Raw genomic sequence first — 25,809 nt, 5'->3', positions numbered from 1 at the left:
TACGTACCCGCCCGGCAGCCCTTCGTGTCATCGACCCCCGCATCCGGTCCGCCGACCGGCCGACGCGGACGTCCGCCTAGGTGGGCCGCTGCAGCACCGTCATGCTGCGGTCCACCAGGGTCAGCCGGTCCCCGGCCTTCACCTTCGCGCCCGTGCCCGTCGGCACGCCCTCCGCGCGGCCGGTGTCCACGATCACCTCCCACTGGCGGCCGTGATTGACCGGCACCACGAAGTCCAGCGTCTCCGGAGAGGCGTTGAACATCATCAGGAAGGAGTCGTCGGCGATGCGCTCCCCGCGCTGCCCGGGCTCCGAGATGGCGTTGCCGTTCAGGAACACCGACAGCGCGGACGCCTGCGCCGAGTCCCAGTCCCGCTGGGCCATCTCCTTGCCCTCCGGGGTGAACCAGGCGATGTCCGACAGCTCGTCGTGGGTGCCCTCCACGGGCCGCCCGTGGAAGAAGCGCCGGCGCCGGAACACGGGGTGCTCCTTGCGCAGCCACACCAACGCGCGCGTGAAGGCCAGCAACTCGGACGACTCGGCGCCCTCCTCGGGCCAGTTCACCCAGGCCAGCTCGCTGTCCTGGCAGTACGCGTTGTTGTTGCCGCGCTGGGTGCGCGCGAACTCATCCCCGTGGCTGACCATCGGCACACCCTGGGACAGCATCAGAGTGGCGACGAAGTTGCGCATCTGGCGGGCGCGCAGCTCCAGCACGGCCGGGTCGTCGGTGTCGCCCTCGGCACCGCAGTTCCAGGACCGGTTGTGGCTCTCGCCGTCGCGATTGTCCTCGCCGTTGGCCTGGTTGCGTTTGTCGTTGTACGACACCAGGTCGTTGAGCGTGAACCCGTCGTGGCAGGTCACGAAGTTGATGGAGGCCAGGGGACGACGGCCGTCGTCCTGGTAGAGGTCGGAGGAGCCGGTCAGCCGGGACGCGAACTCCGCGAGCGCGCGCCCCTCGCCCCGCCACAGGTCCCGCACGGTGTCGCGGTACTTGCCGTTCCACTCGGTCCACAGCGGCGGGAAGTTGCCCACCTGGTAGCCGCCCTCGCCGACGTCCCACGGCTCCGCGATCAGCTTCACCTGGGAGACCACCGGGTCCTGCTGCACGAGGTCGAAGAACGACGACAGCCGGTCCACTTCGTGGAACTGCCGGGCCAGGGTGGCCGCGAGGTCGAAGCGGAAGCCGTCGACGTGCATCTCGGTGACCCAGTAACGCAGCGAGTCCATGATCAGCTGGAGCACGTGCGGGGACCGCATGAGCAGCGAATTGCCCGTCCCCGTGGTGTCCATGTAGTAGCGGGGGTCCTCCGCCAACCGGTAGTACGACGGATTGTCGAGGCCCCTGAAGGACAGCGTCGGTCCCAGATGGTTGCCCTCGGCGGTGTGGTTGTAGACGACGTCCAGGATGACCTCGATACCGGCCTCGTGCAGCGCCCGCACCGCCGACTTGAACTCCAGGACCTGCTGACCGCGGTCGCCCCAGGAGGCGTACGCGTTGTGCGGGGCGAAGAAACCGATCGTGTTGTAGCCCCAGTAGTTGTTCAGCCCCATGTCGACCAGCCGGTGGTCGTTCACGAACTGGTGCACCGGCATCAGCTCCAGGGCGGTCACCCCGAGCTCCACGAGATGCTCGATCACCGCCGGATGCGCGAGCGCCGCGTACGTGCCGCGCAGCTCGTCCGGCAGCCCCGGGTGCAGCATGGTCAGGCCCTTGACGTGGGCCTCGTAGAGCACCGTCTCGTGGTAGCCGCGCCGGGGCCGCCGGTCGTCGCCCCAGTCGAAGTACGGATTGACCACGACCGACGACATCGTGTGCGGGGCCGAGTCCAGGTCGTTGCGCTTGTCGGGGGCGTCGAAGTGGTAGCCGTACACCTCCTCGCCCCAGGCGATCGATCCGCTGACCGCCTTCGCGTACGGGTCGAGCAGCAGCTTCGCGGAGTTGCACCGCTGGCCGCGCTCGGGGGCGTACGGGCCGTGCGCGCGGAAGCCGTAGCGCTGTCCGGGCATGACGCCCGGCACGTACGCGTGCCGCACGAACGCGTCGCTCTCGCGCAGTTCCACCGCCGTCTCCGAGCCGTCGTCGTGCAGCAGACACAGCTCTACTCGGTCCGCGGCCTCGGTGAAGACCGCGAAGTTGGTGCCGGCGCCGTCGTACGTGGCACCGAGTGGATACGCCTCTCCAGGCCAGACCTGCATGGTCACGACTCTTTCAGCCGGGCCCCGCCACCGGGGCGCCTTGCCCCTGAGTCTCCCCGAAAGTGAGGGAACCACCTATGACTTACATCCCTCTTACCAAATGACCAGTGCGTACGACGTATGCCGTATGCCGAACCAAGTGGGACAGACACCACTCCCAGAGGTCCGGGGATGGACCCAGGGGGAGTAGGGGGAAATGTGCGAAGGACAGTGCACCGCCACCTGGGCAAAGTGGTGGCGGGTACGGCCATAGCGGTGGCCGGCACCGCCGTGATGGTCGCCGTCACCCTGCCGGGCACGGCGGGGGCCGACGAGTCGGGGGGCACCGGGAAGGCGGCCGGGTCCGCCCAGCAGGCGGCGGACGGAGTGGGCGCGGCGCCCGGTGTGGTCCAACAGGCCCCGGCCGAGGGCGAGAAGGGCAAGGGCCGCGACCCGCTCACCGACGACGAGACCAAGCGCGTCGAGCAGCTCGCGGTGAACCAGCAGTTCCTCAACTCCAGTGAGAACGTGGACGGGAAGCGCGGACCGCAGCGCCTCGACGTGGAGCTCGCCGCTCCGAACCCCGACGAGCTGGACAACCCGAACGCACCGCGCCGCGCGGACGTGACGTTCTACGACTACAAGGACGACACGGTCGTCACCAAGACCGTCAACCTCGACACCGGCAAGGTCGAACAGACCGGCACCCAGCACGGAGTGCAGCCGCCGGCGAGCCACGCCGAGGACGTCGAGGCGGCCGAACTGCTGCTCGCGGACCCGCTGGGCGCGGGCCTGAAGGCGGACTACAAGGACGCCACCGGCAACGAACTCACCTCGCCCGACCAGCTGTTGCTGACCGCCATGGTCTACAAGGCCACCCCTGGACGGCAGTCGGGCGTCCTCGACCAGTGCGGCGAGCACCGCTGCGTGCGGCTGTTCCCGAAGGTCAAGAACGGGCCGTGGATCGACGCCCGTGACTTCGTCATCGACCTGAGCGCCCGCAAGGTCGGCAAGCTCACCGGCTGAGCCGATCGCGCCGTCCGCACCGACCTGCGGATCGTCCCGTCCTTCGTTCACTGTCCCAACTTGCTTCTCCTGTAAGGGAGTCACTTCTTCATGCGCGTCAACAGAATCAGCCGTGCCCGCAGTCGGGGGGCCGTGGCCCTCACGGTGGCCGCCCTGGCCGCCGGTGCCACCGCGGGCGCGGGCCCGGCCGTCGCCCAGCCGAAGGCCGCCCCGAGCGCCGCCGCCCCCGGCTGCAGCGCCGCGTACACCATCGAGCAGAAGCTCTCCACCGGCACCACCTGGCGGATGTGCTGGCACTACGAGCGCGAGGCCGGCCTCGTCCTGGAGAACATCTCCTACCAGCCGCCCGGCGAGGCCGCCCCCATCAAGGTGCTCGCCGACGCGAAGCTCGCCCAGATCCATGTCCCGTACGACGACGGCAAGAACGAGTACAGCGACCTCACGCAGTACGGCTTCGGCACCGGCCTGATGAACATGCAGCCCGGCGAGTGTCCCGGCGGCACCATCAAGACCGTCAAGGTCCCCGACGCCATCGACCCGGACCACCCGAACGTCAAGGGCCTCTGTACGACGACCCGTTCGCGCGGCCACGCCTTCCGCATGCAGGGCGACAGCGCCAACAAGGTCTTCCAGACCCAGGGCAAGGACTTCCTCGTCTACACGGTCAACCAGGTCGGCTGGTACGAGTACATCACCGAGTGGCGCTTCCAGGACGACGGCACCATCAACATGAACGTCGGTGCCACCGGCAGCCTTTCGCCCTACGACTACGACGCGGGCGACGGCCGCGGCTGGCCGCTCGGCAAGGGCGCCACGGCGTACGCGACGAGCCACCAGCACGACGTCTTCTGGAAGTTGGACTTCGCCCTCGACGGCTCCTCCAAGGGCCGCGTCGAGCAGTACGACTCCGCGGTCACCACGCACGGGGCCAACACCCCCACGAACAAGACCACGTTGACCAAGGTCACCAAGGAACTCGCGGGCGACGCAAAGAACATGCGCTGGTGGCGCATCGTCAGCGCGACCGGCAAGAACAAGGACAACCACGCCCGGTCCTACGAGATAGTCCCCGGCCCCACCACCAAGTACCCGGGCCGCAGCTTCACCCAGCACGACGTGTACTTCACCCAGTACAACAAGTGCGAGCAGTTCGCCAGCGACAACCTGCCCAACTGCGGTGCGGGGCACCCGAAGCAGGTCGACAAGTGGGTCAACGGCCAGACCCTCACGCAGCCCGTGGTCTGGGTGAACGTCGGCTTCCACCACATCGCCCGCGACGAGGACCAGCAGCCGATGCCGGTCCACTGGCAGGGATTCTCGATCGCCCCGCGCGACGTCACCGCTATGAATCCGCTCACTCCCGCCGCGCTCGCCGACCAGAACGGCAATGTGAACGGCGGAAGTTGAGAAACGACCCTGTCCATCCGGCTGCACCGCCGACCGGTCCCGGAGTACCCTTCCTTGATCGTTGAGACTGGGGAGAGCTCGGGGGAGCGGAAGGCGGTGCACGGGTGGGCTCGGGAGGGCTGGAGTTGCCCCCTGGTGACGAGGGTCACGAGGGGAACTCCGCAGAAGTCCCGCCCGGCGCGGTGTCCCTGGCACGTCCGATGGACGCGGCTGGTTCCATTGGGCCGGAGTTGGACTGGGACGCCGACGCCTGGCGCGAGGTGCGTACGCGCGCCCAGCGAGCCGGCCGCGCCTACATCTGGCTGAACCTGGTCGAACAGCGGCTGCGCGCCGTCGTGGCCGCCGTTCTGCGTCCCATCTACGAACCCGTCCACGGCGACGAATGGGTCGTCGCCGCGGCCGGACCGGCCGGCCAGGAGTGGGTGCAGCGCGCGGTCGCCGTCCGCGAAGTCAGCCGCCGCAAGGGCTACTTGCTCGACCCGGCCGACGACAACGTCCTCAGCTTTCTGACCCTGCCGCAGCTGCGCGAGCTGATGGTGCAGCACTGGCCGTGCTTCGAGCCGTACTTCGACGAGCGCCGCGACGTCGAACTCGCCCTGGACGAACTGGAGGTGACCCGCAACGTCGTCTCCCGCAACCGCGCCCTGTCCGAGGCCGTCCTCAACCAGGCCGAGCGGGCCTCCGCGAAACTCCTGGAGACCCTCGGCGCCGGCAGCGACGTGCCCTCGGCGCGCCGACTGCCCGTGGACGCGGTCGAGGAACTGATCGGCGACCGGTTCGCCGACGTGGTCGCCGTCCACTCCGACCGGGTGCGGCTGATGCGCCAGTTCCCGGCCGAGGACATCTTCGGCGGCGCCCGCCGCGTCGACGCCATCGGCATCGGCCTCAACCTCCTCGTGCAGAACTTCTCCGGCCGACGACTGATCCGCCTCGCCGAGTCGGGCTGCCGGGTACGGCTGCTGTTCCTCAACCCGGCCTCCAGCGCGGTGAAGCGGCGCGAGCGTGAACTCGGCATAAAGCGGGGCGAGTTGAGCCGCGCCGTCGAGATGAACATCCTGCACATGCGGCGGGTGCGGTCCCGGCTGCGCGACCCGGGGGCCTTCGGGATCCAGGTCTTCGACGAGACGCCCCGCTTCACGGCGTACCTCGTCGACGGCGACGGCTCGGACGGCATAGCCGTGGTGCAGTCCTATCTGCGCCGCAGCCGTGGCATGGAGGCGCCGGTGCTGGTGCTGCGGAACGGCAGCCGACTGGTGAAGTCGGACGAAATAGACGACAGCGGTCTTTTCCCCACCTATCGCGATGAGTTCGAGCAGATGTGGGCGGATTCGCGACCGGTGTCCTGAGCTGTCCGAGGCCGGTCCGGCGGTAAGCGGAACGCGGTCCTCGGATTGTCAGTGGCTCATGCGATGGTGGAGACCACTGGGGGAAAGCACCACCGAGAAGGGGGGCCGTCATGGCCTGGCACCAGGAGCTGCTCATCGGCTTCGACCTGGAGACGACCGGCACGGAGCCGCGCGAGGCGCGCATCGTCACCGGCGCGGTCATAGAGGTCAGGGGCGGACGGCCGGCGGGCCGTCGGGAGTGGCTGGCGGATCCCGGCGTGGAGATCCCGGCCGACGCCGTCGCCGTGCACGGCATCACGAACGAACGGGCCACCGCCGAGGGCCGCCCGGCCGACGAGGTCGCCGACGCGATCGCGGACGTCCTCGTGACCTACTGGAAGACGGGCGTCCCCGTCGTCGCCTACAACGCGGCCTTCGACCTCACCCTGCTCTCCGCCGAGTTGCGCCGGCACGGACTGCCGTCCCTGCGCGACCGCCTGGGCGGCACCGACCCCGCCCCGGTCATCGACCCGTACACGATCGACCGCTCCGTCGACCGCTACCGCCGCGGCAAGCGCAACCTCGAAGCGGTCTGCCAGGAGTACGGCGTGGTCCTCGACACCGCGCACGACGCCTCGGCCGACGCCCTCGCCGCCGCCCGGCTGGCCGGCGCGATAGCAGACCGCCACCCCAAGGTCGCGGCCCTCGGCCCGGCCGAACTGCACCGCCGCCAGATCGAGTGGTACGCGGAATGGGCCGCCGACTTCCAGAGCTTCCTCCGCCGCAAGGGCGACCAGGACGCGGTGATCGACGCGACGTGGCCGCTGCGGGAGTTGGAGGACGAGACAGTCTGACCCGGAGAGCTTTGGAAGCGCCCTTGAGGGAAGCGCCCCAAAGGGGCGCGGGGAACTGCGCGACCAGCCACAGACGACCCGCAGTCGCCCGAATACCTAACGCCCCCGATCAATAGGCGCTCAGAACGGAAACCACCGCACCGTCTCGTCCCCGTCCCGCAAAGACCCCACCCGCCGCTCGAACTCGACCAACGCCTCCGGATTACTCGGCGCATGCTGAGCGACCCACGCACAGCTGGCCGTCTCCCGAGCGCCACGCAGCACCCCGCAACCATCCCACTCCCGCACATCCCAGCCATACGCCTCGGTGAACGAGTCGTACGCCCGGGCCGGGAAGGCGTAGCGGTCGCGGGACAGAGCCATCACCACCAGATCGTGCTCGCGCAGATCCGCGGAGAAGGTCTCCAGGTCGACCAGGACCGGACCGTCCGGACCGACGTGCACATTGCGGGGCAGCGCGTCGCCGTGGATCGGACCCGGCGGCAGATGGGGCGTGAGCGCGGCGGCGGCAGCCGCGAAGCCGTCGCGGCGCTCCCGCAGATAGGCCGCGTCCGCCGGGTCGATCGCGTCGCCCGCGAGCCGCAGCCAGCGCTCCACACCGCCCAGCAGCTCGCGGGGCGGGAGTTCGAAGGAGGGGGACGGGAGCGCGTGGACGAGGCGTAGCAGTTCGGCCAAATCCCGGGGTTCGGCCGGGCGTACGGAATCGGACAGCCGGTGCCACACAGTCACCGGGTGTCCCTCGACGAGGCGCGCCTTCGGGTCGGCGGCCCGCACCGCCGGCACGCCCGCCTCGGCCAGCCACACCGCGACCTCCAGCTCGCGCCGGGCGCGGTCGAGGAGTTCGGCGTCGCGGCCCACCTTGACGACCAGGTCACCGGCGGCGAACACCGCGTTCTCGCCGAGGGCGAGGAGTCGCGCGTCCCGCGCCGGTCCGGGCAGTACGTCCGCCGCGGCCAGTACGTCACGCGCCCGTGCCTCGTCCATCGTCCGCCTCCGTGTGATCCCTGTGCGTGTGCGTACGGCGTCGGGTTCCCGCCATCCGACGGCCAGTGTCGCATTCGTACAGGTGGGACGGCATGCGAGGTGCCTTGACGAGGCACACGGCGTTCACGACCATGACGGGGCCCGACCGGGCCGTGCAAAGGGGCTGATTCCATGACATCGGTGACGGGGGTATCGGCGACGGAGGTGCGGAGGCCGCCGAGCCGCGCGCCAAGCCGGGGCCGACAGCGGCGCGGCTCCGACCACGCGGCCTGGTTCCTGGTGTTACCCGCGCTGGTCCCGATCCTCGTGCTCAGCGTCGGCCCCCTCCTCTACGGCGTCCTGCTCGCCTTCACCGACTCCCAGTCGGGCCGCACCACGCCGACGCAGTGGATCGGCGGTCTCAACTTCCGGGACCTCCTGCACGACACCCTGTTCTGGGAGTCGTTCCGGATCGGGCTGGTGTGGGCGGTCGGGGTGACCGTCCCGCAGTTCCTGCTAGCCCTCGGTCTGGCACTGCTGCTCAACCAGGACCTACGGCTGAGATGGCTCGCCCGGGCGCTGGCGATCGTCCCGTGGGCGATGCCCGAGGTCGTCGTCGGCATCATGTGGCGGATCGTCTACAACCCGGACGCGGGCATCCTCAACGAGACCCTGCACGACTTCGGCCTCGGGAACGGCCGCGACTGGCTCAGCAGTCTGTCGACCGCGCTGCCCGCCGTGATCGTCGTAGGCGTCTGGGCGGGCATGCCCCAGACGACGGTCGCCCTGCTCGCCGGGCTGCAGAACACCCCGCGCGAACTCCACGAGGCGGCGGCGGTCGACGGTGCCGGAGCCTGGCGCCGCTTCCGCACGGTCACCTGGCCCGCCCTCAGACCGGTGGCGCTGGCGATCACGGCGCTCAACCTCATCTGGAACTTCAACTCGTTCGCCCTGGTCTACGTCCTGACCAGCGGCGGCCCCGGCGGCCGTACCCGGCTGCCCATGCTCTTCGCCTACGAAGAGGCCTTCCGCTACGGGCAGTTCGGCTACGCGGCGGCGATGGGATGTGTGATGGTCGCGGTGATCTCGGTGCTCCTCGCCGTCTTCCTCGTAGGCCGACTCCGGGGAGGAGACGACTCGTGAGGACCAGCGGCACCACAGGCATGAGGACACGCACCAGAACCCGCGCCGGACAGTACGTCGCCCTGCTCGCGTATCTCGTCTTCCTCGCCTTCCCCTTCCTCTGGCTGATCTCCACCGCCTTCAAGGCCCCGCGAGAGCTGGGCAGTCTGCACCCCACCTGGATCCCCCGGCACCCCACCCTCGCCAACTTCCGCCAGGCCTTCGACGAACAGCCGCTGCTGCACGCCGCGTCGAACTCCCTGCTCGCCGCGCTCGGCGCCGCACTGATCGCCGTGGTGATCGCGACCCCGATGGCGTGGGTCATGGCCCGGCGCCGGACCCTGCTCGCACGGGCCGCGACCGGGTGGGTGGTGGTCAGCCAGGCGTTCCCGTTCGTGCTGGTGATCATCCCGCTGTTCCTGGTGCTGAAGAACCTGCGGCTGATCGACTCCCTGGCCGGCCTGGTGATGGTCTACGTGGTGTGGTCGCTGCCGTTCGCGCTGTGGATGCTCGTCGGCTATGTACGGGCGGTACCGGCCGAGTTGGAGGAAGCGGCGGCGGTCGACGGGGCCGGGAAGCTCCGCATCCTGGTGTCGGTGACGGCACCGCTGCTCGCGCCCGGCATCGTGGCGACGGCACTGTTCGCGTTCGTCACCGCGTGGAACGAGTTCTTCTTCGCGCTGGTCCTGCTCAAGACCCCGGAGCACCAGACCCTGCCGGTCGTCCTCACCCACTTCATCGGCGCGGAGGGCGTCGCCGACCTCGGCCCGCTGGCCGCCGCCGCGTTCCTCGCGACCCTCCCCTCCCTGCTCGTCTTCGCGCTGATCCAACGCCGGATCACGGGCGGCATGCTCACCGGGGCGGTGAAGAGCTGATGCGCCCCCGATGGATCCTCGCCCTTGCCCTGACCCTGCTTCTCGCCGGCTGCACGAGCGGCGGCGGCAACGGCTCCGCGAACGGCAGGATCACCCTCCACTTCCAGTCCCTCGCCTGGCAGGAGGAGTCCGTCACCGCCAACAAGGAACTGGTGAAGGAGTGGAACGCCACCCATCCGGACATCAAGGTCGAGTACGTGCAGGGCAGTTGGGACAGCGTCCACGACCAGCTGCTCACCTCCTTCGAGGGCGGTGAGGCGCCGGACATCATCCACGACGCCTCCGACGACCTCGCGGACTTCGCCTACGGCGGCTACCTCGCCGACCTCAGGGACCTGCTGCCCGCCCGGCTCAAGTCCGACATCCCGCAGCGCAGTTGGAAGACCACGACCTTCGGGGACGGGATCTACGGCGTGCCGTTCCTCCAGGAGCCGAGGGTGATCGTCGCCAACGCGACCTGGCTGAAGCAGGCGGGCGTACGCATTCCTACCCCCGAACACCCGTGGACCTGGCCGGAGTTCAGGGCCGTCACCCGGCAGCTGAGCGGCGACGGGAAGTACGGCGTGGCCTGGCCGCTCAAGGAGCCGGTGTCCGCCACGCTCAACCTGTCGCTCTCGGCGGGCGGTGAGCTGTTCCACCGGGGTGCGGACGGCAAGGTCACCGTGCGCTTCGACGCGGCCGACGAGGTCGTACCGCGCACGATCCACGACCAGGCGGACGTGGACCACAGCGCCTCGCCCACGACGCTCGGGAGCGGCGGCTCGGACACCCTGCCAGGGTTCTTCGGGGGCAAGTACGCGATGGTCCCGCTCGGCTTCTCCTACCGCCAGCAGATCGTGCAGCAGGCGCCGAAGGGCTTCGACTGGCAGGTGCTGCCCGCCCCGGCCGGAGCCGACGGGCTCACTCAGGGCGTCAGCCCGCAGACCCTGTCCATCGCCGAGGACAGCCCGCACAAGAAGGAGGCCGCCGAATTCATCGACTTCCTGCTCCAGCCCAAGAACATGGTCCGCCTGGCCCTCGGCGACTGGATGCTCCCCACCGGCACCCAGGCCCTCAAGGACCCCGCCCTGCACACCACCAAGGACGACTGGGCCACCGGCACAGCCCTCGCCGACGACCTCACCTCCGCGCCCGCGCAGTCCGTACGCGGCTACCCGGAATGGAAGGACAAGGTGGCAACCCCGGCGTTCCAGGAGTACTACAGCGGCGCGATCAGTTTGGCCGAACTGCGCCAACGGCTGGTGAGGGACGGCAACTTGGTCCTGGCGAGATACCAACGCTGACGTGTAATCCCAGGAGGCTGCAACCTCCTAGGGGCGCGGGGAACTGCGCGACCAGCCCCTACGCACCCGCACCTGCCAATCAGCCGCACCCCCTCCCCGGAAGGCGCTTCCCGCACAGAAATCCCGTTGCCCCGCCCCACCCGCTCCACCTAGCGTGAGCGCATGTCAGCCGCGAACGCGATCACGAACTCCGGTCTCGGCCGGAGCTGCACGTATGCGATCCGCATGCGGCGCGGCCCCGGTGCCCTGACCGGCCCGGGCGTGCACGCCCGCTGACACTTCCGCCGACTCGACGCTCGTTCGGTCCGCGGTTCTCCCTCTGCTCTTCCGGTCGGGGCCTTCGTCTGCCCGTATGCCCTTCACGGAAGACAAGGACCGCAGGCCATGGCCCGCCCCACCCACGTTTCCCGCGCGCTCTCGCAGAACTTCCTCGCCGACCGCGCCACCGCCGAATACGTCGCCCAACTGGCCGTCCCGCACGGCCGGCAGATCCCCCTGCTTCTCGAAGTGGGCGCGGGGAAAGGCGCGTTGACCGCGAAGCTCGCGCCCCGTTGCCGGGAACTGCACGCCCACGAGATCGACCCCCGGCTCGTACCGAAGCTCCGCACCCGCTTCGCCACCACACCCCAAGTGCACGTCATCGCCGGGGACTTCATGGACGCCCGGCCCCCGCACGAACCGTTCTCCGTCGCCGGCAACGTGCCCTTCTCCCGTACCGCCGACATCGTCGACTGGTGCCTGCGCGCCCCCGCCCTCACCGACGCCACCCTGCTCACCCAGCTGGAGTACGCCCGCAAACGCACCGGGGACTACGGGAGTTGGACCCTGCTGACGGTACGCAGCTGGCCCCGTCACGAATGGCGGCTGGTCGGGCGGGTCGACCGGAGGAGGTTCAGTCCCGTGCCACGCGTCGACGCCGGGATCGTACGCATCGAGCGGCGCCGGACCCCGCTGCTCGAACCCGCCGAGCTGCCCGGCTGGCGACATCTGGTCGAGCTGGGCTTCTCGGGGGTGGGAGGCTCCCTGCACGCCTCCCTGCGCCGGGCACATCCGAGGCGCCGAGTGGACGCCGCGTTCCGCGCCGCGCGCCTCGACCCGCACGTCCTCGTCGGCGAGGTGACCCCGGACCACTGGCTGCTGCTGTACAAGGAGCTGACGTCGTAGCAGAGGTCGTAGAAAGGACGTCGTAGAAAGGTTGTCGTAGGACAGCAGTGAGGGCCTGCTGGTTCCCCCGGGATACCAACAGGCCCTCGGTCAGAGGGAGTTAGACGCGCACGGGCTCGCTCTCGCCCGCCACCGCGGACGGGATCGGCTCCGGGGCCTCGTCGTGGGTGAGGTCGGGGAGGCGGTGGAGCCACTTCGGGAAGTACCAGTTGCGCTCGCCCAGCAGGGCCATCACCGCGGGGAGCAGGACGCCCCGGATGACCGTGGCGTCGATGAGGACCGCTGCCGCGAGGCCGACGCCCATCTGCTTCATCGACTGCATGGACAGCGTGCCGAAGATCGCGAAGACGGCGACCATGATGATCGCGGCGCTGGTGACGACGCCCGCCGTGGTGACCACGCCGTGCTGGATCGCGTCCCGTGTCGTACGGCCGCGCAGCCGGGCCTCGCGGATGCGGGACACGACGAACACGTGGTAGTCCATCGACAGGCCGAACAGGATCACGAAGAGGAACAGCGGCAGCCAGGTGACGATCGCGCCGACACCCTCCGCGCCCACCAGCGAGGCGCCCCAGCCGTGTTGGAACACGGCGACGAGGATGCCGTAAGCCGCGCCCACCGAAAGGAGGTTGAGGACGATCGAGGTGATCGCGACCGTCAGGGAGCGGAACGAGAGCAGCATCAGCAGGAAGGCGAAGACCACGACGAACGCGAAGACCGGTACGACCGATCCGAGGAGCTGGTCGTTGAAGTCCTTTGATCCCGCGACGTTTCCGGTGATCGGTGCCTGGACGCCGTCGACCTTGCCGAGGGTGGCGGGCCGTACCTCGTCGCGGAGTTTCTCCAGGCTCTTCGCGGCCTTGTCCTGGTCGGAGCCGCCGACGAGCGGGACGTAGACGAAGGCGACGTTCTGCGCGTCGTGCAGCTTGATGTCGACCGGGCCGAGCGAGGCGCCCGAACTGACCGCCTGTGCCTTGAAGTCGGCCAACGCCTGCTTGACCTCGGTTGCGTTGATGTCCTTGGCCTTGACGACCACCTCGGCCGGTTCGGAGCCGCCGGGGAAGGCGTCGTTGACGCGGTTGTACGTGCCCACGATCGGGAGGGAGTTGCCGAACTCCTGGTCCAGGGTGAGGTTTTCGGTCTTCATGCCGACGGCCGGCGCGGCGATCGCCAGCAGCGCGCCGGCCGCGACGAGGACGGAGACCAGCGGCTTGGCGAGCACGCCCTTCAGGACGGCGGTCCAGAACCGGCTCTCGCCGTTGCCCCGGCGGCTGCGCCGACGCAGGAACGGGATCCGGCCCTTCTCGACCCGCTCGCCCAACAGCGAGAGCAGCGCGGGCAGTACGGTCACCGAGCCGACCATGGCGACCGCGACGACCATCAGCGAGGCCAGACCCATCGCCTCGAACTGGGCGAGCCCGGTGAACAGCATGCCCGCCATCGCCACACACACCGTGACACCGGAGACGATGATGGCGCGGCCACTGGTCGCGGCGGCGATCCGCAGCGCGGCCCCGGCGTCCCGGCCGGCCTCGCGCTCCTCGCGTTCGCGGCGCAGATAGAACAGGCAGTAGTCGACGCCGACGGCCAACCCCACAAGCAGCATTACGGAGTTGGCGGTGTCGCTCATCGGCTGGACGTGGCTGACGATGCCCATCAGACCCATCGTCGCGATGATCGCGGTCATGGCCAGGGCCACCGGCAGCAGTGCCGCGACCAGCGCGCCGAAGGCGATGAGGAGGATACCGAGGGCGACAGGGACGGCGGAGTACTCGGCCTTCTTGAAGTCGTCGCCGAACGCGTCCTTGTACTGCTTCGCCATGCTGGCGCCGCCGATCTCCTCGATCCGCAGCGAGCCGTGGTCCTTCTGCACCCCGGCGACGGCGTTCAGTACCGGCTCCACCCGGTCACCCGCGGTGTCCGAGTCGCCCCGCATGTCGAACTGGACCAGCGCGCTCCGGCCGTCCTTCGAGATCGTCTTCGTGTCGTACGGCGAGGTGACGTCGGTGACCTTGCCGGTCCCCTCGACGGCCTTGACGACGGAGGTGACCGCGGTGCGGAACTCGCTGTCCGTGGAGGTGACCGACGCGTCCTTCGACTGGATCAGGATGGTCTCACTGGCCGGTTCCTTGATTCCGGCGTCGTCGATGATCTGGGCGGCGGTGTGCGTCTCGCCCTTCAGCTGGTCGCTCTCGTCGACGTCCACCCGGCCCGCCGCCGAACCGATTCCCATCGCCAGAACCACGAACAGCACCCAGATGCCGACCGCGGCCCACCGGTGCCGGGCGCTCCAGCCGCCGGCCCGGGCGGCTAGGCCCCGCACCCGCGAATCTCCGTTCCCCATGACGGGCTTGCCCCCTTGTGCACGGTGACAGCCGCCTGCCGCCACCTCATGGTTCGAAGGTATGTGCGGGATAAGAACGTCTCCTCGTGCTGACCGGTGAAGTACCGGGCGCCCGGCTCCTCCGCACGGACCCCGGGTCCTCACCACTGGGGAGGACGACGGCCCCTTACATCTATCCGGGCGGCTCGGGGGTGGTGATCAGGGTGTCCGATGCGTCGGCAGGGGTCCGCTTTGTTATTAAGAAACCTTGTTGAACAAGTCACAGGTGCTTGTAGGTGTGCCCTCAGGTGTTGATCCGGAGCCACCTCATCCGCCAGAGTTTCCGCGCACCCGCGCACCGCATGAAGCGGCCGTCGTGCCCACCCCCACGGGGCACGAAGGCCGCTCTATGGTGTGCGGATGACGACGACGTATGCGGCGCTGCTGCGCGGGATCAACGTGGGCGGCAACAAGAAGCTCCCGATGGCCGAGCTGCGCACGCTCCTCGAAGGCCTCGGACACGACGACGTCCGCACCTATCTGCAGAGCGGTCAGGCCGTGTTCGCGAGCGGTCACGGGGACGAGGAGTCCCACGCGGCGGAACTCGCCCGGGCCATCGAGGAGCGGTTCGGCTTCACGGTCGACGTCGTCGTCCGCGACCACGCCTACCTGAAGGCCGTCGCCGACAACTGCCCGTTCCCGGCCGCCGAGTTGGAGGCCAAGCAGCTCCATGTCACCTACTACTCGGTGCCGGTCTCGGAGGACCGTTTCGCGGAGCTGGACCAACCCGCCTATCTCCCCGAGGAGTTCCGCCTCGGCGACCGCGCGCTGTATCTCTACGTCCCCGACGGCCTCGGCCGCTCCAGGCTGGCCGTCGAACTGGCCCGGCCGCGCCTCAACAAGGGACTGATCGCCACCACCCGCAACTGGAACACCGTGCTCAAACTGGTGGAACTGACCGGCAGTTGAGATCCCTCGTGGAGGCAGAGATCCACACTGTGCGAGGCTCGTCCCCATGCGCTACATCATCATCGGAGCAGGGGCGGTCGGCGGAGCCATCGGTGGCCGGCTGGCCGGGGCGGGGTGCGAGGTCGTACTCGCTGCGCGGGGTGCGCAACGGACGGCGCTGACCGAGCACGGCCTGCGGCTCAAGGTGCCGGACGGCGAGTCGACGTATCGGCTGCCGGTCGTCGAACAGCCGGCGGAACTTGGCGAGTTGAGAGCCGACGACGTACTCGTGCTGGCCGTAAAGACGCAGGACAGCGAGGCCGCGCTCGCGGTCTGGGGACCCGCGCCGGTCGCCGGCGGCGGTACGGCGGCCGAGCGGCTGCCCGTCGTCTGCGCGCAGAACGGGGTGGAGAGCCAGCGCCTGGCGCTGCGCCGCTTCCGGCAGGTGTACGGCGTCTGCGTCTGGCTGCCCGCGACCTTCGTCGAACCGGGCGTCGTCGCCGCCGAAGGCGCTCCCCTCACCGGCATCCTGCACCTCGGCCGCTATCCGCACGGCACGGACGAGACCGCCCGGCTGATCGCGGCCGACCTGGAGAAGTCGAGGTTCGAGGCGCCGGTCGTGCCCGACGTGACGCGTTGGCAGTACGCGAAGCTGCTCGGCAACCTCGTCAACGCGATCGAGGCGGTCACCGTGCTGCCCGACGGCGAAGCGGGCCTGGCGCTCTACCGGCGGGTGCGGGCCGAGGGCGCGGCCGTGCTCGACGCGGCCGGTGTCGGGTACGCGAGCGCCGAGGAGGAGAAGGAGGCGCGCGGCGACAAGATCCAGCTGGTGGAGATCGACGGCGCCCCGCGCGGCGGCGGCTCCTCCTGGCAGTCGCTGAACCGGGGCACCGGCACCATCGAGGCCGACTACCTCAACGGCGAGATCGCGCTGCTGGGCAGGCTGCACGGCGTACCGACACCGCTCAACGACCTGCTGCAACGGCTGGCGAACGGCTTCGCGCGCGAGCGCAGGGCGGCCGGTTCGCTGCCGTTCGACGAGTTGGTCCGCCTCGCCGACGACGCTGTCGCGTTTGTTCAAGAGTCCTGACGGCGCCCTCTCTAGCGTGGCGGGCATGAGCAACCACGACCTGCACCCGTACATGATCGAATGCGCCGCCGAGGCGGCCCGTGTCGCGCGCGGTGTCCGTACGACACAGCTCGACGACCCCACGCACTGCCCCGACTGGGACGTCCGCGCCATGGTCAACCACTGGGTCCTCTACACCTCGCACGGCCTGGAGCACCGCGCCCTGCGCAAGCAGCTCTCCGAGGAGCTGACCGCCCGCGACTTCACCGCCGACCCCGACTGGGCGGAGGCCTACGCCGCCCAGCTGGACCGGGCCGTCGCCGCCTGGGCCGACCCGGCGGTGTGGGAGGGCGAGGTCGACCTCGGCATGGCGTCGATGCCGGCCGGTGAGATCGCTCCGATGATCATCAAGGAGCTGGCGGTCCACGGCTGGGACGTCGCCACGGCCACCGGCCAGGAGTACCGCGTCTCGGACGGCGCCGCCCGCCTCGTCCTCGACGTGGTCGAGAAGCACGGCGCGCTCTACCGACAGTACGACGGCTTCGCCGACCCGGTGCCGGTACCGGACGACGCTCCGGTCTTCGAGCGGGCCCTCGCGTCCAGCGGACGGGACCCCCGGCAGAAGGCCATGGGCAAAGTGGACCACTGAGGAATCGACCGATTGGGTCAAGCCTTCGTCCCAATTGGCGACTAGCGTTCTCGGTATGAGCCACGACGACACCGTCCGCGTCGACTTCTACTTCGACCCCGCCTGCCCCTTCGCCTGGATCACCTCCCGCTGGCTGCTGGAGGTCGAGCGCGAACGCCCGCTCGACCTCCGCTTCCACGCCATGAGCCTCTACCTCCACAACATCGGCAACGAACTCCCCGACTGGTACCGGGAGTTGGTCGACAAGTCGATCGGCCCGGTACGCGTCGCCGTGGCCGCCGCCGAACAGCACGGCGACAAGGTCCTGCGCGACCTGTACACGGCCTTCGGCGTCCGCATCCACGAGCGGCGATACGACGACTTCGACGCCGTGATCGCCGAGTCCCTCGCCGAACTCGGCCTCCCCGCCGCACTCGCCGACGCCGCCCACGATCCGTCGAACGACGACGCCGTGCGCCGCAGTCATGAGGCGGGCGTCGAGGCGGAGTCGGGCGGATACGTGGGGACGCCGACCCTGCACGTCGACGGGACGGTGTGGTTCGGTCCGGTACTGCGGGCCATTCCGCGTGGTGCGAAGGCGGCCGAACTCTTCGACAGTTTCCGGGTGTTGGCCACGCACCCCGATCTCTTCGAGCTGAAGCGGACGCGTACCGGGGGACTGTCTTTCGCATGAACCCGAAGAGTTGTAGTCGCGCAGTGACATAAACACGACGAGTGGCGCAGTACAAAGAGCGACCCCCGCGCCAAGGCTCACGCCTGCGGGGGCCGTGCTGCGGACGGGCCGTCCGGGGTCCGGCATCACAGGGGAGTGCCGGACTTCGGGCGGCGCCTCCCTGCCGGTCGCCGGGATGGGTCACACGCCGGGATGTTCGGCGCGCCGTCCCCGCCCCGACAGCCGTCCCGCGAGGCGCCCGAGCGTGCCCGGGCGGTTCCAGGCACGGAACGCGTCGAGTTTGCCGCGGCCCGAGCGGTCCAGCGCCGCCTCGACCTCGCCCTGCTCCCGCACGGACAGCGCCCGCACGGCCGGCCGCAGCACCTTGGCCAGCAGGGTGGTACGGGTCTCGTCCCAGCCGGGATACGTCCCCGAGAACGCGCTCCAGTCGCGGAACCGGTCGGCGAGATATGCGGAGTCGGCCCGCAATCGGTCCCCCACCCGCTCCGAGCGGGCCGCCCGCTCGTACGCCGCGAGCAGCCGTGGCTCGCCCGAACGGGCCAGCGTGTACAGCTCGTTCTCCGGTGCCGCCCCCTCCAGAAGCCGCGACGCCAGGGCCTGGAAGGCGCGTTCGGCGACGGTGTCCGGCACCGGATCGGCGACGGCACCGGACGTGAGGTCCAGCACCCGGCCGACCCACTCCTCGCCCTCGCTCCCGGTGCCCAGCCGCCCGGTGAACTCCAGCAGGAGCAGGGCCGTGCGCCGGCCCGGCCCCAGTTCCGTGGTGAAGCAGCGGAGCAGATCGGTGGCGAGCGCCGGTATGCCGGGGTCGTCCGGGGGAGCGGCGAGTGCCGCCTCGATCAGCAACTCCCGGGTGCCGGCAGCGCGGTGGGTGTCGGAACCCAGTTCGTTCAGCAGCAGGCTCGCCTCCGCGCCGGTCGGCAGTTCACCGCCGGGCCAGGTGAGACGGAGGGCGGTGCGCAGCACCGTCGGATCGGCGTGCGGCGAGACCCCGGCCGTGCGGAGCAGAGCGTGGAGCCGGTCGAGCCGGTCGTCCGACCCGTCCGGTGAGACACACATCCGCAGATGCGGAAAACCGGACTGCTGGAGGTCCAGCGGCAGCCCCGACCCCTTCAACACCCTTGTCGCGGGCGCCGGTTCGGCAGCGGCGAGCGTCTCGAGCGAACCGAACAGCGCCACCCGGAGCCCGGGGTGGGTGTGCACCGCGTCGAGGAGCGCGGGCGGACAGCCCACGTCAGGAGTCGCGCCGTTCGACGGGGACGCGGTCGGCGCGTTCACCAACTCCCGCGCCAACCGCTCGGCCAGCTCCGGCAGTTGGTCCTGGCAGTCGACGTCGAGGAGGTCGGCGGCCCGGAGCAGCGCGAGGGGCCGTCCGGCGGCGGGCTCGGCCGTGTCCGCGATACCGGCCCGCAGAGCGGGTGCGAGATCGCGGGCCAGGTCGTCGTGGTCCCGCGCGGTGAGGGACCCGGCGCGCAGCGCGGGCACCGGCCCATGGGCGAGGACCGCCGACGCCAGCACCCGCGCGGCGAGCGGCGCCGACACCGCGGCCGTCACACGTCCGTCCAACCGGGCCAACAGCGCGGCCAGCGCGACCTGTTCGGCCGCACCGGGCAGGGTCTCCGAGGGGGAGCCCAGGTGCGGTACCGGGCCGCCGCACAACCCGGCGACCAACGCGGTCAGGGTGTCGTCCGGCAGTGTGCCCGCCTGCTCGGCCGCCCAACTCGCCGCCACCGCACGGGCGTCCGTACGCAGGTCGATCCCCGCGACGAGGGCGGCCACCGCCAACGGGCCCAAGTCCGCGGGGTTGTCGTGGAGCAGGTCGGGGCGACCCGCACGCCAGACGCGGGCGCACACCTCGGCCCAGGTGTCCGTGACGGGCCCGGACGGCGGGCGGCGGGTGCAGTCGTGCACGCGGTAGCGCGGGTCGTCGGCGACGGGCTCGGAGGACGGCAGGGCGCCGACGACCTGCTGGCGGGCCTGGCGGGGGTCGCGGCTGTACGTCGTGAAGGTGAGCCGGTGCGCCTGTTCGCGGGGCAGGACCGTGCAGGCGAGCGCGATCCACCGGGCCACGTCGGCGCTGTCGTGCTCCACCACCACGATCTGCCCGGCGCCCGGGTCCGCGGCCACCGCCCGCAGATCGGCGAAGAACGGAGCGAGCCACGCGGCCCGGGACGCCGCGAACGCGGTCAGCACCTCTCTGCGCAGCAGGCCGGAGGGTTCGACGCGGTCGACGGGCTCGGACCTGCCGTCCGGGGGAGTCGAGACGGCCCAACGCGGGGACTCCCAGGTGGAGATGGGCAGGACGCCATCCGGCAGCCGGGTCCCGGCCGGCAACAGGACGGCATGCGCGTGGAAGGAGACCGGGCCCCCGGCCCAGTCCGTGCCGGTACACACGGAGCGGCTCAACAGCCGCCCGCCGTCGGCGAGTTCACTGAAGCCGAAGACCGTGGGAAACCTCTTGAGCTGCTCGGCGTCGGGCTGCTCCGGGCTGTCGGGCGGTGGCTCGTACCCGAGGAGCCGCTCCGCCTCCCGCAGCACGCCCGGCGGCACCTGTGCGCCGACCGCCGTGAACCGGGGGCCGGAATCCTCGGAACCGGACGGCGCCGAGGTGTAGTGCAGCTGGGCCGGCACAGGCCCTTCACGATGCCCGAACTCCTGACCCGCCACGTGTACTTGCTCCCCACTAGCCTGCAGAGGAACCATCCCAGCAGATCCGGGACCCGGGGGAGACCCCTTTCCGGGAAACCGGGCAGGTGGGAACCGTGAACGCGCTACGCGCCGACGGCCGCGAGCGCCGGTGCCAGGGCTGCCGCCGCGTCATAGCGCTCCAGCAGCACCCGCGCCACCTCCGGTGCCGGGCCCAGCACATCGGCCAGCACATCCGCCTCCGCCGCGCCTCGCGCGATGCGGTCGGGGAGGAAGCCGGGGGCCAGGACGTACGGGGCGACGGCGACGCGTTCGCAGCCCAGGGCACGGAGTTCGCGTACCGCGCCCTCGGTGCGGGGCAGGGCCGCGGAGGCGAACGCGGGCCGTACCGCGCACCAGCCGGTATGCCGCCACTGGTGCGCGATGTCCGCGATCACCGCGATGGCCTCCGGGTCGGTCGACCCCGCCGAGGCCAGCACGATCCCGGTCGTGGACTTGTGGGCGGGCGTCAACCCGGCTTCGTAGAGCCGCCGTTCGAGGGCCCGCAACAACAGCGGCGACGGTCCGAGGACCTCCGCCTGCCGGATCCGCAGCTGCGGCGGCGCGTCCCGCAGGACCGCGGGGATGTCCGCCTTCGCGTGGAACGCGCGGGTCAGGAGCAGCGGGAGGGCCACGACGTCACGCACACCCTCCTCCGCCAGTGACTCCAACACCCCGTGCACGGAAGGGATGTTGAAGTCCAGGAAGCCGATCTCCACGCGCAGCCCGGGCCGCCGCGACCGTACCCGCCGGACGAGGGCGTGGACGGTCGCGGCGTGCCGCGGGTCGCGGCTGCCGTGGGCGATGACGAGGAGGACCGGCCTCTGGTGCACGGGAATCAGCTCAGCTCTTCACCAGCAGACCGCGGCTGCGCAGGACCCATCGCTCCAGCGGGCTGAAGATCAGCAGGTCGATGGCGATACCGACGAACAGGATCAGGATGATGGCCTCGAAGACCATCGCCATGTCGCTGTTGGTACGGCCGTTCTCCAGCAGTTGGCCGAGGCCCACGCCCAAGTCCGGGAACTGCGCGATGATCTCGGCCGCCATCAGCGAGCGCCACGAGAACGCCCAGCCCTGCTTCAGGCCCGCCACATAGCCGGGGAGCGCGGCGGGCAGTGTGACGTGCCAGATGCCCTTGACGCCGGTCGCGCCCATCGTGCGGCCCGCACGCAGGAACAGCGGCGGCACCTGGTCGACGCCGGAAACCAGGCCGTTGGCGATCGAGGGGACCGCGCCGAGCAGGATCACCGCGTACATCATCGAGTTGTTCAGACCCAGCCAGATCACGGCCGGCGGTACCCAGGCCACCGACGGCAGCGACTGGAGGCCGGACAGGATCGGGCCGATCGCCGCGCGCACGAACTTCACCCGCGCCACCAGCAGACCCAGCGGGGTGCCGATCAGCAGCGCGAAGAAGAAGCCGAGCAGACCGCGCGAGACGCTGGTCCAGATGTAACCGAGCAGATCCCCTGCCAGCCAGGCGTTCTTGAACTCGGTGCCCACGGCGCCCGGCGAGGGCAGCTTGCTCGGGTCGTCGACGATCGGGGTCAGGATCAGCCACACCGCCAGGACCACCGCGAGCGCGACGATCGGCGGGAAGATCTTGTTGACGAAGGTCTGCCGGAAGGTCGGGCGGCCGGTGACCGTGGTCTCCAGGGCGTCGAGGCCCGCCTCGACGCTCCCGCCGTCCTTGACCGTCGTCGTCTCAGTGCTGGCCATGACGGCGGATCTCCCCACGCAGTACATCGGTGATCTCAAGGGACAGTTCGGCCACGGGCGCGTCCTCGATACGGCGTGGCTGCGGGATGTCGACCGTCCACTCGCGGGCGATCCGGCCGGGCCGGGAGGACAGCAGGATCACTCGCTGGGCGAGCCGCACCGCCTCCCGCACGTTGTGCGTGACGAACAGGACGGAGAGTCCCGTCTCGCCCCAGATACGGGTCAGTTCGTCGTGCAGGACGTCCCGCGTGATGGCGTCCAGGGCCGCGAACGGCTCGTCCATCAGCAGGATGCGGCTCTCCTGGGCGAGCGCGCGGGCCATGGCGACGCGCTGCCGCATACCGCCCGACAGTTCGTGCACCCGCTTGCCGTACGCGCCCGGCAGCCGGACCAGTTCGAGGAGCTCCTCGGTCCGGCCGCGCCGCTCCTCCTTCGGAACTCCCCTGAGTTTCAGGGCGAGTTCGATGTTCTTGCCCGCGGTGAGCCAGGGGAACAGGGCGTGCTCCTGGAACATCAGCGCGGGGCGGCCGTCCGTCGTGATGGACCCGGTGGTGGGCTTGTCGAGGCCCGCCACCAGGTTCAGCAGGGTGGACTTGCCGCAGCCCGAGGCCCCCAGGAGGGTGACGAACTCGCCGGGCGCGACATCGATGGTGATGTCGTCCAGGACGAGCTGCTGCCCGCCCGGCGTCGCGAAGGACTTCGAGACGTGCTCAAGGCGTGCCGCGTGCTCGACCGACGCGGTGGTCTCCTTGGCGAGGGTCGTGGCCATGGTCGTCACCTCCTGGGAAGTCATCGGGATCCCTCGATCAGCTCGTGCCGAGACCGGCGGCGTCGACCGTGCTCTCACCGTCGGCCTTGAGGACCTTGTTGAGGAGCGTCAGGTCGTAGATGCCGCTCAGGTCGGGCTTCTCCAGCAGACCGGCCTTCACCGCGTGCGCCGCCTCGGTGTTGAGAGTGGCGGCCAGCGGGTCGTTGGTGAACTGGATCGAACTCCACGCCGGGTCGAGGACGTTCGCCTTCAGCGCCTTGCCCGAGTCGGCCGCGAGCTGCTTGTTCGCGGCGGCCTTGGCCTCGGTCGGGTTGGCGTTGATCCACTTGTTGGCCGCGACCGAACCCTTCAGCACGGCCTCGACGACCTTCGGGTGCGCCTTGAGGAACTTCTGCGACACGATGATGTTCGTGATCACGAACTTCTTGTCGGGCCACAGCGACGACTCGTCGAGGATCGTCTTGCCGCCCTCGGCGACCAGCTTGGACGCGGTCGGCTCCGGCACCCAGGCGCCGTCGATCGAACCGGCCTTGAAGGCGTCCGGGGTGATCTTGTTGTCGGTGCGGACGACGGTCACGTCACCCTTGCCGCTCTGCGCGTCGACCTTCCAGCCCTGGTCCGCGATCCAGTTGAGGAACGCCACGTCCTGCGTGTTGCCCAGCTGAGGCGTCGCGATCTTCTTGCCCTTGACGTCCTTCAGGGACTTGATCTTCTTCGGGTTGACGACCAGCTTCACGCCGCCGGACGCCGAACCGCCGATGATCTTCAGGCTCTTGCCGTCGGACTTGGTGTAGCCGTTGATCGCCGGGGAGGGGCCGATCCAACCGATGTCGATGGAGCCCGAGTTGAGCGCCTCGATCTCGGACGGACCCGCGTTGAAGGTCGCGTACTCGGCCTTGGTGGCGCCCAGTTCCTTCTGGAAGAGGCCCTGTTCACGGCCGACCAGCGCGGTCGCGTGGGTCAGGTTGCCGAAGTAGCCGATCTTCACGGAGTCGAGACCGTCGATCTTGGAGGACCCGGCGGCGACCTTCTCCTTGGAGTTGGTGCTCTTGGAGTCCGACCCGTAACCGCAGGCGGCGAGGGTGAGCAGGGGGAGCGCGGCGATCACGGCTATGCCGCGGCGCAGGTAAGTCGAGCGGTTGGCAGGCACGGGAGGTGTTCCTCTCGTTGGCCCGGCGGTCACGGTCTCAGGTCGTGGCCGGGAGGTCGGCAGGTCTTCGTTTTCGTCGCGTCCGGGACGGCGGGTGGGGGGACGGGGCGCGCAGGCAGTGCGCGTACGTCAGCCCGCACATCGCGCCACTCCGCCCTGTCCGCTGCCGAGGGCGCCGCTGCCGACCCGGCCGCCCTCCTTCGCGAACGTGGAGTAGAAGTCCCTCGACGTCATGTCAGAAGTCCCAACCGTCGTCGTCCGTACCGTCCTTGACCGGCTCCGGCGCCGCGAACGACTCGCCGACCATGCCGGCGGTGAGCGTCGTGCCGTCGGCCGGGTCGATCAGGATGAACGAGCCCGTGCGGCGCGAGTCCGCGTACGAGTCCACCGGCAGCGGCTCCGCGGTGCGGATCTTCACGCGGCCGATGTCGTTGGCGACGAGCTGTCCCGGATGCGGGTGCAGGGACAGGTCGTCGAGTGTGAGGCGGGACGGGATGTCCTTCACGATCGCCTTGACCGTGCGGGTGCCGTGCTTGAGGAGCACCCGGTGGCCCACGGTCAGCGGCTGGTCGGCGACATGGCAGACCGTCGCCTCGATGTCCTGCGTGGTCGCCGGCGCGTCCTTGCTGGGCACGATCAGGTCACCGCGCGAGATGTCGATGTCGTCCTCGAGCAGGAGGGTCACCGACTGCGTGGTCCACGCCGTGTTGACCGGCTTGCCGAGCAGGTCGATCGCGGAGATCCGCGTGGCCCGCCCGGACGGCAGCACCGTCACGGCCTCGCCGACGCGGAACGTACCGGCCGCGATCTGGCCCGCGTAGCCCCGGTAGTCGGGGAGCTCGGCGCTCTGTGGCCGGATCACGTACTGCACGGGCAGCCGCGCGTGGCAGTGGCTCAGGTCGTGGGCGACCGGCACCGACTCCAGGTGCTCCAGGAACGTGGGCCCGCCGTACCAGTCCATGTGCGCGGACGGCTCCACCACGTTGTCCCCGGCCAGCGCCGAGATCGGGATCGCGGTGATCTCCGGGACGCCCAACTCGCTCGCGTACGCCGTGAACTCCTCGGCGATCACGGCGAACACGGACTCCTTGTACTCGACGAGGTCCATCTTGTTGACCGCGAGCACCACGTGCGGCACCCGCAGCAGCGCGGCGATCGCCGCGTGCCGCCGGGTCTGCTCGACGACACCGTTGCGGGCGTCGACGAGGATCACCGTCAGCTCGGCCGTGGAGGCACCCGTCACCATGTTGCGGGTGTACTGCACGTGACCGGGCGTGTCGGCGAGGATGAACCGCCTGCGCGGGGTGGCGAAGTAGCGGTAGGCGACATCGATGGTGATGCCCTGCTCGCGCTCGGCGCGCAGTCCGTCGGTGAGCAGCGCGAGGTCGGGCGCGTCCTGGCCGCGATCGGCCGACACCCGCTGTACGGCTTCGAGTTGGTCGGTGAGGACCGACTTGGAGTCGTGCAACAGCCGTCCTACGAGCGTGGACTTGCCGTCGTCGACGGAGCCCGCCGTGGCGAACCGCAGCAGCGTGGTGGCCGAGAGTTCCTCGGTCGTGATGGTGCTCATGGTTAGAAGTACCCCTCGCGCTTGCGGTCTTCCATCGCGGCCTCGGACAGCTTGTCGTC

The 25,809-nt window shown here is 70.0% G+C and carries 21 protein-coding genes; 12 read left to right on the top strand and 9 right to left on the bottom strand.

Translation table 11 applies throughout. The annotated features are described in order from the left end of the window. Positions 1-76: 76 nt before the first annotated feature. Positions 77-2,194 carry a glycogen debranching protein GlgX gene (glgX, locus tag OC490_RS38425; RefSeq protein ID WP_262062681.1) on the bottom strand — a complete coding sequence of 706 codons (2,118 nt, stop codon included), beginning with the start codon at positions 2,192-2,194 and terminating at the stop codon, positions 77-79. Positions 2,195-2,392: 198 nt separating this feature from the next. On the opposite strand from glgX, the gene OC490_RS38420 reads away from it, so the two are divergent. The 4 genes from OC490_RS38420 to OC490_RS38405 all read left to right on the top strand — a co-directional run bounded on the left by OC490_RS38420 (position 2,393) and on the right by OC490_RS38405 (position 6,785). After that, positions 2,393-3,199 carry a Tat pathway signal sequence domain protein gene (locus OC490_RS38420; RefSeq protein ID WP_262062680.1) on the top strand — a complete coding sequence of 269 codons (807 nt, stop codon included), beginning with the start codon at positions 2,393-2,395 and terminating at the stop codon, positions 3,197-3,199. Positions 3,200-3,289: 90 nt separating this feature from the next. After that, positions 3,290-4,606, top strand: coding sequence for a copper amine oxidase (locus OC490_RS38415; protein WP_019071463.1), 1,317 nt, complete (start codon positions 3,290-3,292; stop codon positions 4,604-4,606). A gap of 104 nt (positions 4,607-4,710) precedes the next feature. Continuing rightward, positions 4,711-5,952 (top strand): SAV2148 family HEPN domain-containing protein, encoded by a 1,242-nt coding sequence (locus OC490_RS38410; RefSeq protein WP_262062679.1) that lies wholly within the window; start codon positions 4,711-4,713, stop codon positions 5,950-5,952. Between the two features lie 110 nt (positions 5,953-6,062). Next, a complete protein-coding gene (locus tag OC490_RS38405; protein ID WP_262062678.1) occupies positions 6,063-6,785 on the top strand; it encodes a 3'-5' exonuclease in 723 nt (240 codons plus the stop codon). A gap of 120 nt (positions 6,786-6,905) precedes the next feature. Here the strand turns inward: OC490_RS38405 and OC490_RS38400 are convergent, their stop codons facing one another. After that, a complete protein-coding gene (locus OC490_RS38400) occupies positions 6,906-7,769 on the bottom strand; it encodes a phosphotransferase enzyme family protein (RefSeq protein ID WP_262062677.1) in 864 nt (287 codons plus the stop codon). 171 nt (positions 7,770-7,940) lie between these two features. Between OC490_RS38400 and OC490_RS38395 the strand changes: the two genes are divergently transcribed. The 4 genes from OC490_RS38395 to erm all read left to right on the top strand — a co-directional run bounded on the left by OC490_RS38395 (position 7,941) and on the right by erm (position 12,192). Beyond that, a complete protein-coding gene (locus OC490_RS38395) occupies positions 7,941-8,891 on the top strand; it encodes a carbohydrate ABC transporter permease (protein WP_262062676.1) in 951 nt (316 codons plus the stop codon). 20 nt (positions 8,892-8,911) lie between these two features. Further along, on the top strand, positions 8,912-9,745 hold the full coding sequence (locus tag OC490_RS38390) for a carbohydrate ABC transporter permease (protein WP_262062752.1): 834 nt from the start codon (positions 8,912-8,914) through the stop codon (positions 9,743-9,745). Beyond that, positions 9,745-11,028: an ABC transporter substrate-binding protein gene (locus OC490_RS38385; protein ID WP_262062675.1), complete on the top strand. Its 1,284-nt coding sequence runs from the start codon at positions 9,745-9,747 to the stop codon at positions 11,026-11,028. The genes OC490_RS38390 and OC490_RS38385 overlap by 1 nt, the downstream gene beginning before the upstream one ends. 384 nt (positions 11,029-11,412) lie before the next feature. Beyond that, positions 11,413-12,192: an ErmE/ErmH/ErmO/ErmR family 23S rRNA (adenine(2058)-N(6))-methyltransferase gene (erm, locus tag OC490_RS38380; protein ID WP_262062674.1), complete on the top strand. Its 780-nt coding sequence runs from the start codon at positions 11,413-11,415 to the stop codon at positions 12,190-12,192. Between the two features lie 100 nt (positions 12,193-12,292). Here erm and OC490_RS38375 read toward each other — a convergent pair whose 3' ends face one another. Beyond that, positions 12,293-14,536 carry an MMPL family transporter gene (locus OC490_RS38375; RefSeq protein ID WP_262062673.1) on the bottom strand — a complete coding sequence of 748 codons (2,244 nt, stop codon included), beginning with the start codon at positions 14,534-14,536 and terminating at the stop codon, positions 12,293-12,295. A 399-nt stretch (positions 14,537-14,935) separates the two neighbouring features. Between OC490_RS38375 and OC490_RS38370 the strand changes: the two genes are divergently transcribed. Genes OC490_RS38370 through OC490_RS38355 form a run of 4 tightly spaced genes read left to right on the top strand, consistent with a single transcriptional unit; the run spans position 14,936 to position 17,854 of the window. After that, positions 14,936-15,484 (top strand): DUF1697 domain-containing protein, encoded by a 549-nt coding sequence (locus OC490_RS38370; protein ID WP_262062672.1) that lies wholly within the window; start codon positions 14,936-14,938, stop codon positions 15,482-15,484. A 46-nt stretch (positions 15,485-15,530) separates the two neighbouring features. Continuing rightward, positions 15,531-16,553, top strand: coding sequence for a ketopantoate reductase family protein (locus OC490_RS38365; protein ID WP_262062671.1), 1,023 nt, complete (start codon positions 15,531-15,533; stop codon positions 16,551-16,553). A 25-nt stretch (positions 16,554-16,578) separates the two neighbouring features. Next, positions 16,579-17,181, top strand: a complete 603-nt coding sequence (locus tag OC490_RS38360; protein ID WP_262062670.1) for a TIGR03086 family metal-binding protein — start codon at positions 16,579-16,581, stop codon at positions 17,179-17,181. A gap of 55 nt (positions 17,182-17,236) precedes the next feature. Next, on the top strand, positions 17,237-17,854 hold the full coding sequence (locus OC490_RS38355; RefSeq protein WP_262062669.1) for a DsbA family protein: 618 nt from the start codon (positions 17,237-17,239) through the stop codon (positions 17,852-17,854). A gap of 180 nt (positions 17,855-18,034) precedes the next feature. Here the strand turns inward: OC490_RS38355 and OC490_RS38350 are convergent, their stop codons facing one another. The 6 genes from OC490_RS38350 to OC490_RS38325 all read right to left on the bottom strand — a co-directional run bounded on the left by OC490_RS38350 (position 18,035) and on the right by OC490_RS38325 (position 25,750). Next, positions 18,035-20,485 carry a GTPase-associated protein 1-related protein gene (locus OC490_RS38350; protein ID WP_262062668.1) on the bottom strand — a complete coding sequence of 817 codons (2,451 nt, stop codon included), beginning with the start codon at positions 20,483-20,485 and terminating at the stop codon, positions 18,035-18,037. A 140-nt stretch (positions 20,486-20,625) separates the two neighbouring features. Next, complete coding sequence (locus OC490_RS38345) at positions 20,626-21,372, bottom strand: sirohydrochlorin chelatase (RefSeq protein ID WP_262062667.1); 747 nt, start codon at positions 21,370-21,372, stop codon at positions 20,626-20,628. A 10-nt stretch (positions 21,373-21,382) separates the two neighbouring features. Beyond that, positions 21,383-22,261 (bottom strand): ABC transporter permease, encoded by an 879-nt coding sequence (locus OC490_RS38340; RefSeq protein ID WP_262062666.1) that lies wholly within the window; start codon positions 22,259-22,261, stop codon positions 21,383-21,385. Then, positions 22,248-23,030: an ABC transporter ATP-binding protein gene (locus OC490_RS38335; RefSeq protein WP_262062751.1), complete on the bottom strand. Its 783-nt coding sequence runs from the start codon at positions 23,028-23,030 to the stop codon at positions 22,248-22,250. Before OC490_RS38335 ends, OC490_RS38340 begins: the two co-directional genes overlap by 14 nt. Before the next feature lie 37 nt (positions 23,031-23,067). Further along, positions 23,068-24,180, bottom strand: coding sequence for an aliphatic sulfonate ABC transporter substrate-binding protein (locus tag OC490_RS38330; protein ID WP_262062665.1), 1,113 nt, complete (start codon positions 24,178-24,180; stop codon positions 23,068-23,070). A gap of 235 nt (positions 24,181-24,415) precedes the next feature. After that, positions 24,416-25,750, bottom strand: a complete 1,335-nt coding sequence (locus tag OC490_RS38325) for a sulfate adenylyltransferase subunit 1 (RefSeq protein ID WP_262062664.1) — start codon at positions 25,748-25,750, stop codon at positions 24,416-24,418. Positions 25,751-25,809 lie beyond the last annotated feature (59 nt).

Origin of the sequence: Streptomyces sp. STR69 (assembly GCF_024519455.1) — a bacterium.
Classification (GTDB): Bacteria; Actinomycetota; Actinomycetes; order Streptomycetales; family Streptomycetaceae; genus Streptomyces.
Note: the sequence above shows the minus strand (reverse complement) of the source record. Positions and strands in the feature narration are given on the sequence as shown.